We start from the raw sequence: 14,529 nt of genomic DNA on the forward strand, positions 1-14,529 counted from the left end.
GACTGGATGTTTCTTTTCAATTATAAACGTGATGTTGCCTTTTCTCAAATAAATGGTTTAGAGATAGAATGTGCCGTCACAAATCGTTTCAGCAGGTCCTGTCATCAGCACATGGTCATTGTCTTTCCAGCGAATGATGAGGTCTCCGCCAGCTAGATGAACGGTCATATCCGTTTCTTTTTTCGCATGTCCATTCACAATCGTTGATACAGCCGCAGCACATGCTCCTGTTCCGCACGCTTGCGTAATCCCTGATCCTCTTTCCCACACGCGAAAATGCAGTTCTGTTTCACTGACACGTTCCACAAATTCTACATTGACGCCTTCTGGAAACATGTCATGCTTTTCAATGATTGGCCCAAGTGAATCAAGCGGCGCCTGTTCAATGTCTTCTAAATAGAAAACGATATGGGGATTCCCCATTGAAACAGCTGTTCCATTTAAGGTCGTCGTGCCAAAATCAAGCGGTTCATTAATCGTTGTACTGGCCGGTTCACCAAGCATTGGTATCGCTTCTTTTTCAAAACGAGGTTTACCCATATCTACTGTCACTAACTGAACATGACCATCCTGCACATGAACGGTCGCCTCAACGAGTCCTGACAATGTCTCAATCTGGAACGTTGTGTCTGTTACGATTTGATGCTCATACACATATTTTGCCACGCAACGCAGACCGTTACCGCAGTTTTTCCCCTCAGATCCATCATTGTTGAAAATGCGCATCTTCACAGGCGCAACATCTGATGGGCAAATGAGGATCATTCCGTCTGAACCGATACCTGTATAAACAGAAGAAACGCGGATCGCTATCTCTGACAGCTGCTCTTCTGGAAGCTGTTCCTTCATCTGATTGACGTATATATAATTGTTTCCTAGTCCGTGCATTTTCGTGAATTGAAATGATGTCATGAGCGTCCTCCAAAAATGTTGTTTCTTTATAGTATAAAAGGAGTCGATTCAGGAGACAATCTTATCATCCCCCGTTTTTCATACATAGAAGCTCTTTGCTGCCATGGCAAAGGGCTTTTATTATGCATATGCCCCTTTTTCTCTCGTGTGATGCTTCATTTTGATGATATTTTATTAGCATAACATATTGGATGCGCTTTCTACACTTTTTCCTAAAAAACGGAAACTGAATATATGAAAAAAATGCACCTCATGACCCATGTGGTGCATTTAAAACATGTCGTTTTCCTCTATAAAAGCATAAATACGCTCGACTAGCTGCTCTGCATTTTCTCCTGAAACAAATTCTCCATTCACAAGCGCAAATGGGGAGTCCATACATTTGCCGCAGTAGCTTAAACAGCCGTATTCCATTACATCTAAGTTTGGGTCTTTTTCTAGCTTCTCTTTTGCTTCTTGAGACCCTTGTGCAAGATTACTTACACAAAATTCGATCAGTGGAAACACTGTGCTTCACCTCACATTTGCCTTACTATCCTACCGAAATTCCTTCTATTAGTCAAAACATGAGCTTCAATAAATCGTTACGCCTATTCCCCGTAAAATGTTTTACTATTTAGGACTAAGTAATGAATATGTAGGTTATTTTGAAACAATTATTGTGGTTTCACAGTAAATTCGATATAATTTTATTTGGTATTTTAACTTAAAGTTTTTTAGTATAAGTGTTTTTCAATGTCTAGGGGGAAAAGGAGAATCGTCATGAAAAATTTAGTCTTGATCGGCGGAGGTTACGGGAATATGCGGGTTCTCCACCGCTTATTGCCAAATCAATTACCTGATGATGTTACTATCACATTAATTGATCGAAATCCTTACCACTGTTTAAAAACAGAATATTATGCACTTGCTGCTGGAACGATCTCTGATCATCACATTCGAGTATCTTTTCCAGAGCATCCGAAGCTGGATATTCAATACGGGGAAGTAGAAAAAATTGATATTGAAAACAAACAGATCTTATTTAGCGACCGTGAACCGATTCCATATGATGATACGGTAATCGGACTCGGCTGTGAGGACAAGTATCACAATGTCCCTGGGGCGAAAGAACATACATACAGCATTCAAACCATTGATCAGTCAAGGCTTGCGTATAACAAATTAAACAATTTGAGTGCAGGTGCAACGGTTGGTATCGTCGGTGCTGGACTTAGCGGGGTAGAGCTAGCCAGTGAACTACGTGAAAGCCGTTCTGATTTAAACATCATTCTTTTTGACCGCGGAGAACTGATTCTTTCCAGTTTCCCAAAAAGATTAAGTTTATATGTACAAAAATGGTTTGAAGAAAATGATGTAAAGATCATTAACTGCGCCAATATTACAAAGGTTGAAGAAGGAGTTGTGTACAACCATGACGATGCCATTGAAGCAGATGTCATCGTGTGGACAGCAGGAATTCAGCCAAGTAAAGTCGTGCGAGATATGGATGTTGAAAAAGATGCACAAGGCCGTGTCGTCTTAACTCCTCATCACAATCTCCCTGGAGATGAGCATGTCTATGTCGTAGGTGACTGCGCAAGCTTGCCGCACGCACCAAGTGCACAGCTTGCCGAGGCACAGGCAGAGCAAATTGTGCAATCTCTACAGAAACGCTGGAAGAACGAGCCGCTTCCTGAGGCTTACCCGCAGTTTAAGTTAAAAGGCGTACTCGGCTCTTTAGGGAAAAAAGCCGGCTTTGGTTTAGTGGCGGATCGTCCACTTGTTGGTCGTGTTCCAAGACTCTTAAAATCTGGACTTCTTTGGATGTACAAGCATCACAATGGATAAAATGATATGAATTTTTTCTCAAAGCTCCTTCTAATGAAGGAGCTTTTATTATGAAACGGCATGTACCGATGGATGGTTCACTTTGATAGGAGCAAGCGCAAGGATGCAGTCTTTACGAAACGTTCTGATCGTCTTCTTCGATAAACAATACGCTTGTATGAACTGTTCAGTTTGACGATGTACAATGATTTTTCGTTTCGAACACTCTCCATTTTTCTTCATATAAATCATATCAATCGGTATTTGTTGATGAAGAGATTGTTTTAGTAAATAATTCATGATGCTCACGCTCCTTTCATCTCATTATAACCGAACAAACGTTCTAAATCAACCTAAAAAGGAACGTTTGTTCTGTTTATTTTCCTGAAAAAAGAACAGCTCATTCACTGCTCTCTCGGTACCCGTATTTCTCCATTTCTTGATAAATATCTTTTAATTTCGGATTGCCCTCTCCAACAATTTGATCCTCAACAAGGACAAGCGGATAAAAGAATTCATCATCAAGAATTCGTTCAGACAATTCTTTTTGGCGTTCGTTTTCAGGCGGGTGCTCAATATCGATATATGTGATGCGAAACGGCTGATTTGGATATTTTCGTTTTAATGCTGCATCTAGCCACTCAAATGTATCTTTTGAAGAAGGCAGATTCACGCAACTAGCGCACAGGACATCTCTTCCATATACATAAAGATCAACGGTTTTGTTCATTTGACAAGCCCCCTATTCTTTCTTTATTTTAGCTGAATTTTCTGTATGAAAAAAGTCAAAATCACTTTTTGTTTCAAGATGAGATTGTGCTATAATGAGAAGGAAACTTTGAAACCAATCAATAGATTTTTATCGTCCAGATGAATATAATGGTGATATGTTGTGAAAGGAGCGATTATATCTAATGACTGAAGTCGAAATGAAAGACCAAGTACAGGAAGTACTGGACAAACTTCGTCCATTTCTATTACGTGATGGTGGAGACTGTGAGCTTGTAGACATTGAAGATGGCATTGTGAAATTACGCCTTCTTGGTGCATGCGGCAGCTGCCCAAGTTCAACCATTACATTGAAAGCCGGTATTGAGCGCGCATTATTAGAAGAAGTACCTGGCGTTGTAGAAGTTGAACAGGTTTTCTAATTCATATATGACATGAAAACGACCCTTACTGGGTCGTTTTTTAATTAGGATAATTTCTCTCTAAACCATTCTTGAATAAAGGTCAGTCTTTGAATACGCTGCCCAGGGTGGCCACTTCTGGATAAATCATGAGAAGCCTTAGGAAACTTGACTAATCTCGTGTCTTTTCCAAGCTCCTTCAATGCCACAAAAAGCTGCTCTCCTTGATCGACTGGGCAGCGGTAGTCTTCATCACTGTGCAGGATGAGGAGCGGTGTGTTCACCTGTTTTACATACTTTAGCGGCGAACGATCCCATAGCTTATCAACCGAATCATAAATATCCCCATCCACCTGCCATTTTGTAAAGAAATAGCCGATATCACTGATGCCATAAAAGCTAATCCAGTTCGAGATGGAACGCTGTGTAACAGCTGCACGGAAACGGTCTGTCTGTCCGACAATCCAGTTGGTCATAAAACCGCCATAGCTGCCGCCTGTTACGCCAAGCCTTGTTTCATCAAGGAAGTCATAGGCTTCGAGCACATGATCAACAGCCAGCATGACATCCCCATAATCAACGTCACCATAGCTGCCTCTTACCCGGTCTGTAAACATCTGTCCGTATCCATGACTGCCATGAGGGTTGATGTACACAATCGCATACCCTTCAGCGGTGAGCATTTGAAATTCATGAAAATACGTATGACCGTACATCGCATGCGGCCCGCCATGAATTTCTAAGATAAGTGGATATGTCTTCCCCTCTTCCATCTGAGCAGGCTTCATAAACCAGCCATGTACAACGTCTCCTTCTTTTGACTGGAAAGAAATTGGTTCAGGTTCGGATATGACATGTTCCTTTAGAAAGTCATCATGCTCAAACGTGATTTGCTTGAGTGAGGATTCTCCTAAAGTCAGCTCATACAGCTCACTAGGCGAGACAGGTGAAAGACGGCTGATCAGCATTTTTGATTCATCTGGATGAAGACTGAAATTCGTCACATGTTCTGCCTCTAAACGAACGGGATAAGCTAAGCCTTCAATAGAGAAATAATAAATCCCGGTACTCCCTTGATCAGAAACAAGCGCATAAAACCCCTGACTATCCTTCGTCCATTGCGGAAGCTGATTGGCTTCACCCATGACACTATCCCCTGCCATACAGTTACCAACATACATATCGAGCATTTCTGACAGTTGAACGGTCTTTTTCTCCTTCAGATCATACAGCCACAATGATGGGAAGGTCGCATTTTGGAATTCACGCTCGTGTCCAATGTACAAAAGGCTTTCTCCATTTGGAGAAAATGATACGGTCGAGTAAGCGCCTGTTGATTGGGTGATTTTCTTGGATGTACCGTCCTCTAATGACAGGAGACAGATATCACTTATGTAAAACGTCTGCGGGTTGGATTGAATATAGGCGAGCCACTTCCCGCAAGGAGAGACGACATGATTCACATGATGCTGCTGCTCACTCGTAACCGTCTCTACCTCCCCTGAGCAGACATCGATTTGTACAATTTGCGTCAGCCGCCCGTCTAAAAAGCCTCTGCCATCTGCTTTATAAGTCAAATCATCATATACTGCCGGAGCAAAGTCATCACGCTCTTCTTTTTTTTCATCATGAACAGATTCATCTTGTTTTAATGAGACCGCTGCATAAATGAACGCTCCATCCGGTGAAAATACAGGATGAGAGACGCCGTACGGAATATTCGTTAAGGTACGAATTCCGCCGCCATCGCTCTGAATGAGTGCGAGCTGAGGGACTTCCTTTGGCTTCTGCAAAATAAACGCAAGCTGCTTTCCGTCTTTTGACCATGCTGGTTGATGATGCTTTCCATCATCAAATGTCCATTGAGACAGCTCCCCTGTCTCTTCATCTCGAACCCATAAATGAATATTGTAATCATCCTTTTTTTCATTCACCGATACTTTTGTAAAAACAGCCTTTTTTCCATCTGGTGAATAGACTGGATGAGAAACAGACACGATTTGCGTTAAATCCTCTGCTGTTATCAATTTCTTCATCAATAGATCTCCCCCTTTTATGTATCAAAAATAGTTCGCTTCTCTAAATAATAATCCCTGCTTTTGTTGTGAAAAACAAGGATAAAAAAAGAACGTGCTCATTTATAGCACGTTCTTCATTTGATTCACAGAATGATGCTCGACGATGACACCTTCTACCGGCACCGTCAGCACATCTACTTCACAATGCGGGAAATTTTGGGCAAGCTGCTTTTTCAGCGCTTCTCCCTTTCCTTTTTCCACTAAGGTCAAAATGGTCGGCCCAGCACCGCTTAATGCTGTTCCATATGCGCCTTTTAATGAAGCAACGTGCTCCACCTTTGATAGCTCTGGGACAAGCATCGTGCGGTATGGCTGATGAAATAAATCTTTATTCATCATTTCCCCTACAAGCGGCCAGTTCTGCGTCATTAAGGCGGCGACAAGGACGTTACTCACTGCACTCGCGCTCACGGCCTGTTTATAGGAAAAATCCTCTGGCAGGACATCACGGGCATCCTTTGTGAGTACTTCATAAAAAGGAATCACGACGACGACATCTACATCCACATGCTGCACTTTAACGGCATGTGTCTTGTCTTCTTCATGAAGACCGATGAGTAAACCACCGAATAAAGAGGCACCCGCATTATCTGGATGACCTTCTACCTCACTTGCAAAAAAGAGCTTCTGATCATCGGTCATCTTTAATTCAAGCAGCTGATTGGCGAGCTCAATAGCGGCGACAATGGCAGCAGCGCTGCTGCCCAGCCCCCTTGCTAATGGAATATCACTCCACACTTTGACATGAACAGGCGGGAGTGTTTTTCCAAAGTCATCTGCGACCTTTTTAGCTGTTTGGTAGATCAGGTTATCGGTGCCTGATGGAATACCAGACACGACATCTGTTTCTGCTTCAAACAGCCAGCTATCATGGTCATAGACCGATAGCTTTAAATAGCGGCTGAGCGCCATTCCGACTGAGTCAAAGCCTGGTCCTAAGTTGGCAGTGCTTCCCGGTACTGTGATTGAAAAAAGCATGGAGGCGTTACTCATACGCGTGCGGCCTTTTCTAAATGTTCCAGAATTTGATCTTCATCTGCATCCAGTGTGACCGGTTTGATGTGCGAAATATCAATCGCCGTATTCGGATCTTTTAATCCGTTTCCTGTCAGTACAGCGACGACTTTACTGCCTGGCTTAATTTCTCCAGATTTCACTTGTTTGAGTACACCTGCAATTGATGCACAAGAGCCTGGCTCTGCAAACACACCTTCTTCACGTGCGATCAATTGATAGGCATGAAGAATTTCTTCATCTGTCACTTCATCAATTTTCCCGTTCGATTCATCTGCCGCTGCTACAGCTTGTTTCCAGCTTGCAGGGTTTCCGATGCGAATGGCTGTTGCGACTGTTTCTGGCTGCTCAATGACTTCATTTCGAACGATGGCTGCAGCACCTTCTGCTTCAAAACCACGCATGACTGGCAGTCCAGTGCCTTTTTTCTCATGATATTCTTTGAAGCCTTTCCAGTACGCTGTAATATTCCCCGCATTCCCAACAGGAATCGCCAGTACGTCCGGTGCGGAGCCTAGCTGCTCACAGATTTCAAATGCCGCTGTTTTTTGTCCTTCAATTCGGTATGGATTGACGGAGTTAACAAGTGCGATCGGTGCTTTTTCACAGATGCTGCGGACAATTTTAAGTGCATCATCAAAGTTGCCGTCAATGGCAATGATCTCTGCTCCGTACATGACAGCCTGCGCCAGCTTACCGAAGGCAATTTTTCCATCTGGAATGATGACAATACATTTCATATCAGCGCGCGTCGCATAAGCTGCCGCTGCTGCAGACGTATTCCCTGTCGATGCACACATGATCGTATCATTACCTTCTTCTTTTGCCTTTGCGACGGCCATGACCATCCCGCGATCCTTAAAAGAACCTGTAGGGTTGACGCCTTCTGTTTTCACATGAAGTTCAATCCCAAGCTTTTCAGATAGCTTTGCGAGATGAATCAGCGGTGTGTTTCCTTCATTTAATGTTAGTTTAGGTGTTTGTTCGTTTACTGGTAAAAATTCTTGAAATTCTTCAATGAGTCCATTCCACTTCATCAGCTTAAACCGTTCCCTTCTACTCGGTACGTGCTCTTAACTTGAACCACCACGTCGAGATCGTTTAATGTTTGCAGGATATTTGAGAAATCTTCTTCTGATGTTTGATGTGTAATAATCACAATTTCAGCCAGCTCATCATGCCCTTTGACAGGAAGCTGAAGGATCTTTTCAAAGCTGATGCCTCTTTCAGAAAAAATGGATGTAATGCGGGAGAAAGCTCCGACTTGATCTCTCACATGTATTCTTAAAAATTGCTGAGCAAATACTTCGGATGATGATTTGATTTTCTTCTCAAATTGCGGTGCAATAAATCCACTGCCATTCACACCAAGACGCATGTTTTTCATAACAGCGACTAAATCAGAGACAACAGCTGTTGCCGTTGGCAGGCTGCCTGCTCCAGGTCCGTAAAACATCGTTTCTCCGACAGCACTTCCGTAAACATAGACAGCATTAAATTCATTGTTGACAGAAGATAACGGGTGATGATCAGGAAGTAAAGTTGGCTGTACGCTGACCTCCACTTTCTCTCCGTCCCTTTGGGCAATTCCAATCAGCTTCATTGTATAGCCAAAACGTTTACTGAAATTAATGTCCTCATCAGAGATGTCAGAGATGCCTTTCACTTTCACATCCTCTAAGTCTACATTCATGGAAAAGCCGAGTCTTGCCAGGATGGCCATCTTTCTTGCCGCATCCAGTCCTTCTACATCCGCCGTCGGATCTGCTTCTGCAAAGCCAAGATCCTGCGCTTCTTTTAATACATCTTCATACGCGCTTTTATCGACATTCATTTTTGTTAAAATAAAGTTCGTTGTCCCGTTCACGATTCCCATCATTTTTGTGATGCGGTCAGAGGCTAAACCTTCCTCTAGTGTACGCAAAATCGGAATCCCACCTGCGACACTTGCTTCATAGTAAAGGTCACAGCCGTTTTCTTTTGCTACATGTAAAAGCTCTGAGCCATATAGCGCCATTAAATCCTTATTGGCTGTAATGACATGCTTCTTCTCATTTAATGCATCTATTAAATATTGTTTTGTCTCTTCAATGCCGCCCATCACTTCAATAATGACGTCGACCTCTGGATCTCGAATCACATCGTATACTTCAGTTGTGAAGACCTCTCTTGCCACATCCACATCTCTTTTTTTATCGGGATTGCTCACAAGCACTTTTTGTATTAATACCGGACAGCCGATTTGGTGCATTAATTTATCCTGATGATCTTGAATAATCTTAACGACACCGCTCCCCACTGTTCCTAATCCTAGTAGTCCAACTCGAATTGCCTTCACCTGAAATTCCACCTTTCTCCGTAAATGTCCTCTCTAAAAAGACATTTGTTAACCTAACACAGACATTCAATGTACACACATTATAAAGGGGTATCCTCATTTTGACAAGGTAATAAAATAAGAGAATATGAGAATGAAACCGCTTAACAGCTATTTATATCAAGATTCTATATTTTCAAAATATTTTTGTGAGAAAAGCTCCCGAAGCCGGGAAGCTTGAGATTACGCCTGAACTGGCGTTTTGGCTTGCTGATCTTGCAGGACAAGCGCAATATTTTCAGCACATAAATGCATCATGTTTTTTCTCGTTTCAACACTCGCACTTCCGATATGAGGAAGCACTGTCACATTTGGTAATGACGTTAACGGGTGATCCGGACTGACAGGCTCCCTGCTAAATACATCCAGACCTGCTCCTGCAATTTTTCCTGTCGTGACAGCATCATATAAAGCATCTTCGTCTACCGTCTGCCCTCTGGAAACGTTGATGAAGTAAGCCGTGTTCTTCATCTGCTCAAATGCTTTCTTATTAAACATTTCTTTCGTTTCAGGTGTTAAAGGCGTCAAACAAACGATGAAATCAGACTGCGTAAGCAGCTCATCAAATGCGGCATAGGTCACACCTAGCTGCGCTTCTGCTTCTGGCTTTCTTGAACGATTATGATAAAGAACATTCATATCAAAACCTTTTGCCCGCTTGGCAAGTGCGGTTCCAATACTGCCCATTCCGACAATCCCTAACGTTTTATGATGAACATCCGCACCGGCTAGAAGAAGCGGCCCCCAGCCTGTCCAGTTCCCATCCTTAATCCAATCACTCGCTTCGACAATTCGTCTTGCTGACGCCATCAAAAGCGCAAAGGCTAAATCAGCTGTCGATTCTGTTAAGACGTCCGGTGTATGACATACCGTGATCCCGTGCTTTTTAGCTGCCTTTAGATCAATATTGTCATAGCCGACCGCGAGATTCGCGACCACTTTTAGATTTGGAGCATTTGATAAAAGTGTCTCATCTACTTGATCTGACAGCATCGTGAGCAGCCCATCTGCTTGAGCAGCTTGTTTTTCTAACTCTTCTCTTGGACACGGCTCATCCTCGCTCGTCCACATGTCAATATGAGCGACTTCTTTTAATGGTGTAAGTGTTGTTTCATCAAGCTTTCTTGTGATATAGACATACGGTTTCGTCAAGAAGAACACTCCTTTGATTGATTTCTTTAAGCATAACGAAAAACGCCTCAAGAGAAAAGAGACGTTTCGTCTGTTCACTGAAACTTCAAATCAGCGGATTGATGAATCCATCCAACAGGAGGAATGAGATGCCCACCGCTGCGCATGGCACTCAATTCTTGAAACACCTTGAGAAAATATTCGTAGCGGTTCGCATCATTTAAAACATAATCTAATCGTTCTTCATAATAAGATTTTTCATTTTCTCCTGACATATAATAACCTTCGACAATTTCAAAATAATGAAGCGGAAACAGAAGACGGCTGTACAGCAGACGCTTTGAAAATGATGAAAGAGGCGTAACCTGCTCATATTGCTGCAAAAAGGAAAATCCCTCTTCAATTAAATCCTCCTTATGCTGGACAAAGGTTTCTCTTAAATATTCTGCGATGTCTCTTGTTGGATGGTCAAATACCCAGTCAACAGGTAAACGAAGCGGCTGCTCATGTGGCCAGGTCATACGTGAAAAGCGCTGATGACAAACAGTACCTGAATCACATTCTTTTGGTTCATCATCAAGCTCTGTATCCACTAAATATTGAATGGCATTTTCCGTTAATCCGAGATAATACGGAAAGGATTCAATAAATTTCTTTTCAAATCGTTCAAGTGGTTTTTGGTGCATTTGCTGCATCCAAAAGCCTTCCAGCTGGTCTAACCGTTTTGCCCATAATTCCTTCCAAGCTCCGACACGTTTTGTTTCAGACACCTCATAAGGAAACCCTCTCCCCCTGACATGAAAGGCCGCCAGCTCTGGTGCGTGCTGAAATGAGCGGCTTGTGACCCGCGGTGCTGCCTTTAATAGAGCGTACAGTTCTTTTCCATGGGTAAAAGTCGGTTTCTCTTCGTTTGTTAATTCAAACACGGCAACGTATGGGTCACCGTCATTCAGTAAATACTGACTGATATGATAAAGCTCTGTGAGTTCTTCTTCTCGCAAATGAGACACGGGAACAATGATGAAGAGAGCTTTCGCCGTTTGAAAGCTCTGATAACTGCCATATGGCATAAATTGACGCACATCAATACCAAATGTGTGATAAATGGTTTCTTTCATGATTTCACCTGCGTTCATAAAATCAGTCTCTTATCATATCGTAGTCGCAGGTTGAGGGATTTATGAATACTATTTACTATCCGAAGCTTTTTCACACGTTGTGGACAAATTACGAGGATTGGGTGAGGAACATGCCGCATCATCATGAGATGAACGAAGTAGAAAAAACAGCAAGACGCCGTTTACAAGAACGAGGCGTAACCATTCAAGATATAGCAGACCTTGTCTTCTTTTTACAGGAAAAATATCATCCTGGCTTAGACATGACAGAGTGCATCCACAATGTGGAACGTGTCATCGCAAAACGTGAAGTCCAAAATGCCATCTTAACAGGCGTTGAACTAGACGTTCTCGCTGAGCAAAAAAAGCTGACAGAACCGCTGCAATCCATTCTTGAAACAGATGAAAGTCTATATGGTGTGGATGAAATTTTATCCTTTGCCATCGTTAATATTTATGGCTCCATCGGCTTTACGAATTACGGATATATCGATAAAGAAAAACCAGGGATTCTTGGGAAACTCAACGATAAATCCACAGGCGAATGCCACACCTTTTTAGATGACATTGTCGGTGCTATTGCTGCGGCAGCATCAAGCAGACTGGCACATAGTGCGAGAAATGCAGAATAAAACAAAAAAGAGGACGTGCGTCTGACGCTTGTCCTCTTTTCATTAAGATAATCGTTCGATCCACTCAGATAATGAATCAATGACATAGGTTGGCTGTTTGTCATATTTCTGAAGTAGCTCTTTTGTCGTGACGCCTGTATGAACAAGCAGTGTATCCATCCCTGCGTTCATCCCTGCCATAATATCGGTATCATAGTTATCGCCCACCATGAGCGTCTCTGACACATCTGTCCCGAGCACCCGCATGGCCTGTTCCATAATGATAGACTCTGGCTTTCCGATAAATGTTGGCTGCACTGTTGTGGTAACCGTCAGCACAGATGTTAACGATCCATTTCCAGGTAACAGCCCTCTTTCTGTCGGAATGGCAATATCTCCATTTGTTGAAACGAATTGTGCACCTTGACGGATTGCAATGGCTCCTACCGCTAGTTTTTCATATGTAATGCTGCGGTCTATTCCAACGACAACGAAATCAGCGTCTTCTTGACCAAACGACAGTCCTTTTTCTTCGATGGCCTGCTGAATTCCTTCTTCTCCGATCACATACACCGAGGCATCTTTCTTTTGTTCTGCGATATAGTTTGCCGTTGCCATACTTGTTGTAAAGACTTGTTCTTCCGTTGCTGGGATATCGAATGAAACGAGTTTCTCTGCTACTTGCTTCGGTGTGCGTGAAGAGTTATTCGTGACAAACAAATAAGGGATGTTCAACTCATTTAACTTGTGAACAAATTGCCCCGCCTCTTCGATCTTTTCTGTTCCTTTATACATCGTCCCGTCTAAATCAATTAAATAGCCTTTGTATTTCATGCTGCTTACAACTCCAATGGTTTATTTAAACGCTGATACTGGTCCAAGCTCCTGCTCCAAGTAAGTGCGAATTCGATTCGGGAAGACTTGCAGCGCCTGTTCTACCTCACTGATGACCTGCAACAAATCTTGATGAACCACTTCTTGGTATTGCTGAACAAGTGTTTTACGACACGAGACCAGTTTTTTCAGGTGAGTGCCTTCTTCTGTTGGTACAACCTTTTCGTCCACAAGGATATCCATGATGTCATCATAGCTTCCTGGGTCCCGCATGATAAAGCCGTCAATCATATCATTTCCTGTATCAAGAATACATTCGACGAGCAAATGAACAATTCGTTCCAGCGCTTTTTTTTCTAAAGGACTTGACCATGTTTGATGGCTGCGCATCAAATCATATTGCTCCTCAAAAAAACGTAATGTCTCTTCAATCTTCTTTCTGTCTACGAAATACATCATGACGCTCCCCTTTGCGTTATTTTCTAATCCGCTTTAAGACAAAATAGGCACAGCCAAAATTACAGTATTCATAAATGTATTCATCGAGTGTACTGATTTTTGTATCGAATGTGGCCTTTTGGTTTTGGTCATCAAAAAACCCCTTCAGCCTAAGCTGGTTATAGCCCCAATCCCCCACAATATAATCATACTTATTTAAAATATCTGAGTACCTTGCTTTAAACGCTTCCTCATCAAAGCCGTCTTTGATATCTCTTACAAGATCAAAGGTAGCATTCTGAATGACGATCATCTTCTCACCTCTTTTTAAACGATCCATCTTTAATGATAATTCATTGGAACAACTCCATCAATTGCTAAAGCATGTTTTTTCCGATTTAGCCGAAGCTAAAGAAAAAAGGAGGTCACATTTATGATGAAACAACTGACAGCCACTATTCTCCTATGCATGCTTTTAGGCGGATGCGGCTTTCAATCAGGAATGAACCGGCAAGTGGATGAAGACTCTTCCAGCAAGACAATTCGCCTGTCTGATCGTCATGAAGGAAATAATTCCAACATGCCAGAAGCAGATACGAATCGAGCAGGCTATGTTCGTTATCAGCGCCAGCAAGTAACCGATCAAAAGGAAAGAACCCCTGCTTTAAATCGTGAGCACCTTGCCCACGTGATTACAAGTTTAGCCATCCAGCTGCCAAATATAAAGGATGCAGCAACACTTGTCACAGACGAGGATGCCCTCATTGTGTATCGAACAGGCAACAAAAACCGAGATGAATCAGCCGATCAAGTGAAAAAAACAGCGGTTTCTGTTCTCCCTCGTTATTATCATGTGTACGTCTCTGATAACCCAGAGCACTTTCAATCCATTGCCAATTTTTCACGTCTTCAAACCAATTCACGTGATTTTGATCAAATTTTAACGAAAACGATTCAACAAATGAAATACTCTCCTCAAGGCGGAGATATTTCAACGAAAGAAGATGCCAATGGCATGACGAATTCCGATCGGACCATGAGACGAAACACACCTTACGGCCAAAATTAACACGAGAA

The 14,529-nt window shown here is 42.5% G+C and carries 16 protein-coding genes and 1 pseudogene; 4 read left to right on the forward strand and 13 right to left on the reverse strand.

Annotated features, from left to right (window positions below):
- Nucleotides 1–57: 57 nt before the first annotated feature.
- The gene (gene dapF / locus NST15_RS14945; RefSeq protein WP_116306149.1) at nt 58–912 is read right to left on the reverse strand and encodes a diaminopimelate epimerase; all 855 of its coding nucleotides are present in this window, start codon (nt 910–912) and stop codon (nt 58–60) included.
- A 270-nt stretch (nt 913–1,182) separates the two neighbouring features.
- Nucleotides 1,183–1,419, reverse strand: a complete 237-nt coding sequence (locus NST15_RS14950; RefSeq protein WP_008346813.1) for a YuzB family protein — start codon at nt 1,417–1,419, stop codon at nt 1,183–1,185.
- 255 nt (nt 1,420–1,674) lie between these two features.
- On the opposite strand from NST15_RS14950, the gene NST15_RS14955 reads away from it, so the two are divergent.
- Nucleotides 1,675–2,742, forward strand: coding sequence for an NAD(P)/FAD-dependent oxidoreductase (locus NST15_RS14955; protein ID WP_017367978.1), 1,068 nt, complete (start codon nt 1,675–1,677; stop codon nt 2,740–2,742).
- Nucleotides 2,743–2,790: 48 nt separating this feature from the next.
- On the opposite strand, the gene NST15_RS14960 is transcribed toward NST15_RS14955, so the two are convergent.
- Nucleotides 2,791–3,021 (reverse strand): hypothetical protein, encoded by a 231-nt coding sequence (locus NST15_RS14960; protein ID WP_017367979.1) that lies wholly within the window; start codon nt 3,019–3,021, stop codon nt 2,791–2,793.
- Nucleotides 3,022–3,121: 100 nt separating this feature from the next.
- Nucleotides 3,122–3,451 (reverse strand): YuzD family protein, encoded by a 330-nt coding sequence (locus NST15_RS14965; RefSeq protein WP_017367980.1) that lies wholly within the window; start codon nt 3,449–3,451, stop codon nt 3,122–3,124.
- A 121-nt stretch (nt 3,452–3,572) separates the two neighbouring features.
- On the opposite strand from NST15_RS14965, the pseudogene NST15_RS14970 reads away from it, so the two are divergent.
- Nucleotides 3,573–3,872 (forward strand): annotated as a pseudogene (locus NST15_RS14970) (NifU family protein).
- 44 nt (nt 3,873–3,916) lie between these two features.
- Here the strand turns inward: NST15_RS14970 and NST15_RS14975 are convergent.
- The 6 genes from NST15_RS14975 to yutH all read right to left on the reverse strand — a co-directional run bounded on the left by NST15_RS14975 (nt 3,917) and on the right by yutH (nt 11,587).
- Nucleotides 3,917–5,887: a S9 family peptidase gene (locus tag NST15_RS14975; RefSeq protein WP_342498614.1), complete on the reverse strand. Its 1,971-nt coding sequence runs from the start codon at nt 5,885–5,887 to the stop codon at nt 3,917–3,919.
- A gap of 102 nt (nt 5,888–5,989) precedes the next feature.
- Nucleotides 5,990–6,922: a homoserine kinase gene (gene thrB / locus NST15_RS14980; RefSeq protein WP_136944521.1), complete on the reverse strand. Its 933-nt coding sequence runs from the start codon at nt 6,920–6,922 to the stop codon at nt 5,990–5,992.
- The gene (gene thrC, locus NST15_RS14985; protein WP_342498615.1) at nt 6,919–7,980 is read right to left on the reverse strand and encodes a threonine synthase; all 1,062 of its coding nucleotides are present in this window, start codon (nt 7,978–7,980) and stop codon (nt 6,919–6,921) included. The genes thrB and thrC overlap by 4 nt, the downstream gene beginning before the upstream one ends.
- Complete coding sequence (locus NST15_RS14990; RefSeq protein WP_281215792.1) at nt 7,980–9,281, reverse strand: homoserine dehydrogenase; 1,302 nt, start codon at nt 9,279–9,281, stop codon at nt 7,980–7,982. The genes thrC and NST15_RS14990 overlap by 1 nt, the downstream gene beginning before the upstream one ends.
- Nucleotides 9,282–9,503: 222 nt before the next feature.
- Complete coding sequence (locus tag NST15_RS14995; RefSeq protein ID WP_060781364.1) at nt 9,504–10,472, reverse strand: D-glycerate dehydrogenase; 969 nt, start codon at nt 10,470–10,472, stop codon at nt 9,504–9,506.
- A 74-nt stretch (nt 10,473–10,546) separates the two neighbouring features.
- On the reverse strand, nt 10,547–11,587 hold the full coding sequence (gene yutH, locus NST15_RS15000; protein ID WP_007500419.1) for a spore coat putative kinase YutH: 1,041 nt from the start codon (nt 11,585–11,587) through the stop codon (nt 10,547–10,549).
- 113 nt (nt 11,588–11,700) lie between these two features.
- On the opposite strand from yutH, the gene NST15_RS15005 reads away from it, so the two are divergent.
- Nucleotides 11,701–12,201 (forward strand): phosphatidylglycerophosphatase A, encoded by a 501-nt coding sequence (locus tag NST15_RS15005; protein ID WP_029575457.1) that lies wholly within the window; start codon nt 11,701–11,703, stop codon nt 12,199–12,201.
- A gap of 42 nt (nt 12,202–12,243) precedes the next feature.
- Here the strand turns inward: NST15_RS15005 and NST15_RS15010 are convergent, their stop codons facing one another.
- From NST15_RS15010 to NST15_RS15020, 3 genes are read right to left on the reverse strand one after another with little or no spacing between them, the layout of a single operon-like run.
- Nucleotides 12,244–13,014 (reverse strand): TIGR01457 family HAD-type hydrolase, encoded by a 771-nt coding sequence (locus tag NST15_RS15010; protein ID WP_050826574.1) that lies wholly within the window; start codon nt 13,012–13,014, stop codon nt 12,244–12,246.
- 21 nt (nt 13,015–13,035) lie between these two features.
- Nucleotides 13,036–13,470, reverse strand: coding sequence for a DUF86 domain-containing protein (locus NST15_RS15015; RefSeq protein WP_050826575.1), 435 nt, complete (start codon nt 13,468–13,470; stop codon nt 13,036–13,038).
- Nucleotides 13,471–13,489: 19 nt separating this feature from the next.
- Nucleotides 13,490–13,765 carry a YutD family protein gene (locus tag NST15_RS15020; RefSeq protein WP_003213192.1) on the reverse strand — a complete coding sequence of 92 codons (276 nt, stop codon included), beginning with the start codon at nt 13,763–13,765 and terminating at the stop codon, nt 13,490–13,492.
- A 120-nt stretch (nt 13,766–13,885) separates the two neighbouring features.
- On the opposite strand from NST15_RS15020, the gene NST15_RS15025 reads away from it, so the two are divergent.
- Nucleotides 13,886–14,521: a YhcN/YlaJ family sporulation lipoprotein gene (locus tag NST15_RS15025; RefSeq protein ID WP_008346841.1), complete on the forward strand. Its 636-nt coding sequence runs from the start codon at nt 13,886–13,888 to the stop codon at nt 14,519–14,521.
- The last annotated feature ends 8 nt before the right edge of the window (nt 14,522–14,529 follow it).

This window comes from Bacillus sp. FSL R5-0820, assembly GCF_038593385.1.
GTDB lineage: Bacteria > Bacillota > Bacilli > Bacillales > Bacillaceae > Bacillus > Bacillus altitudinis.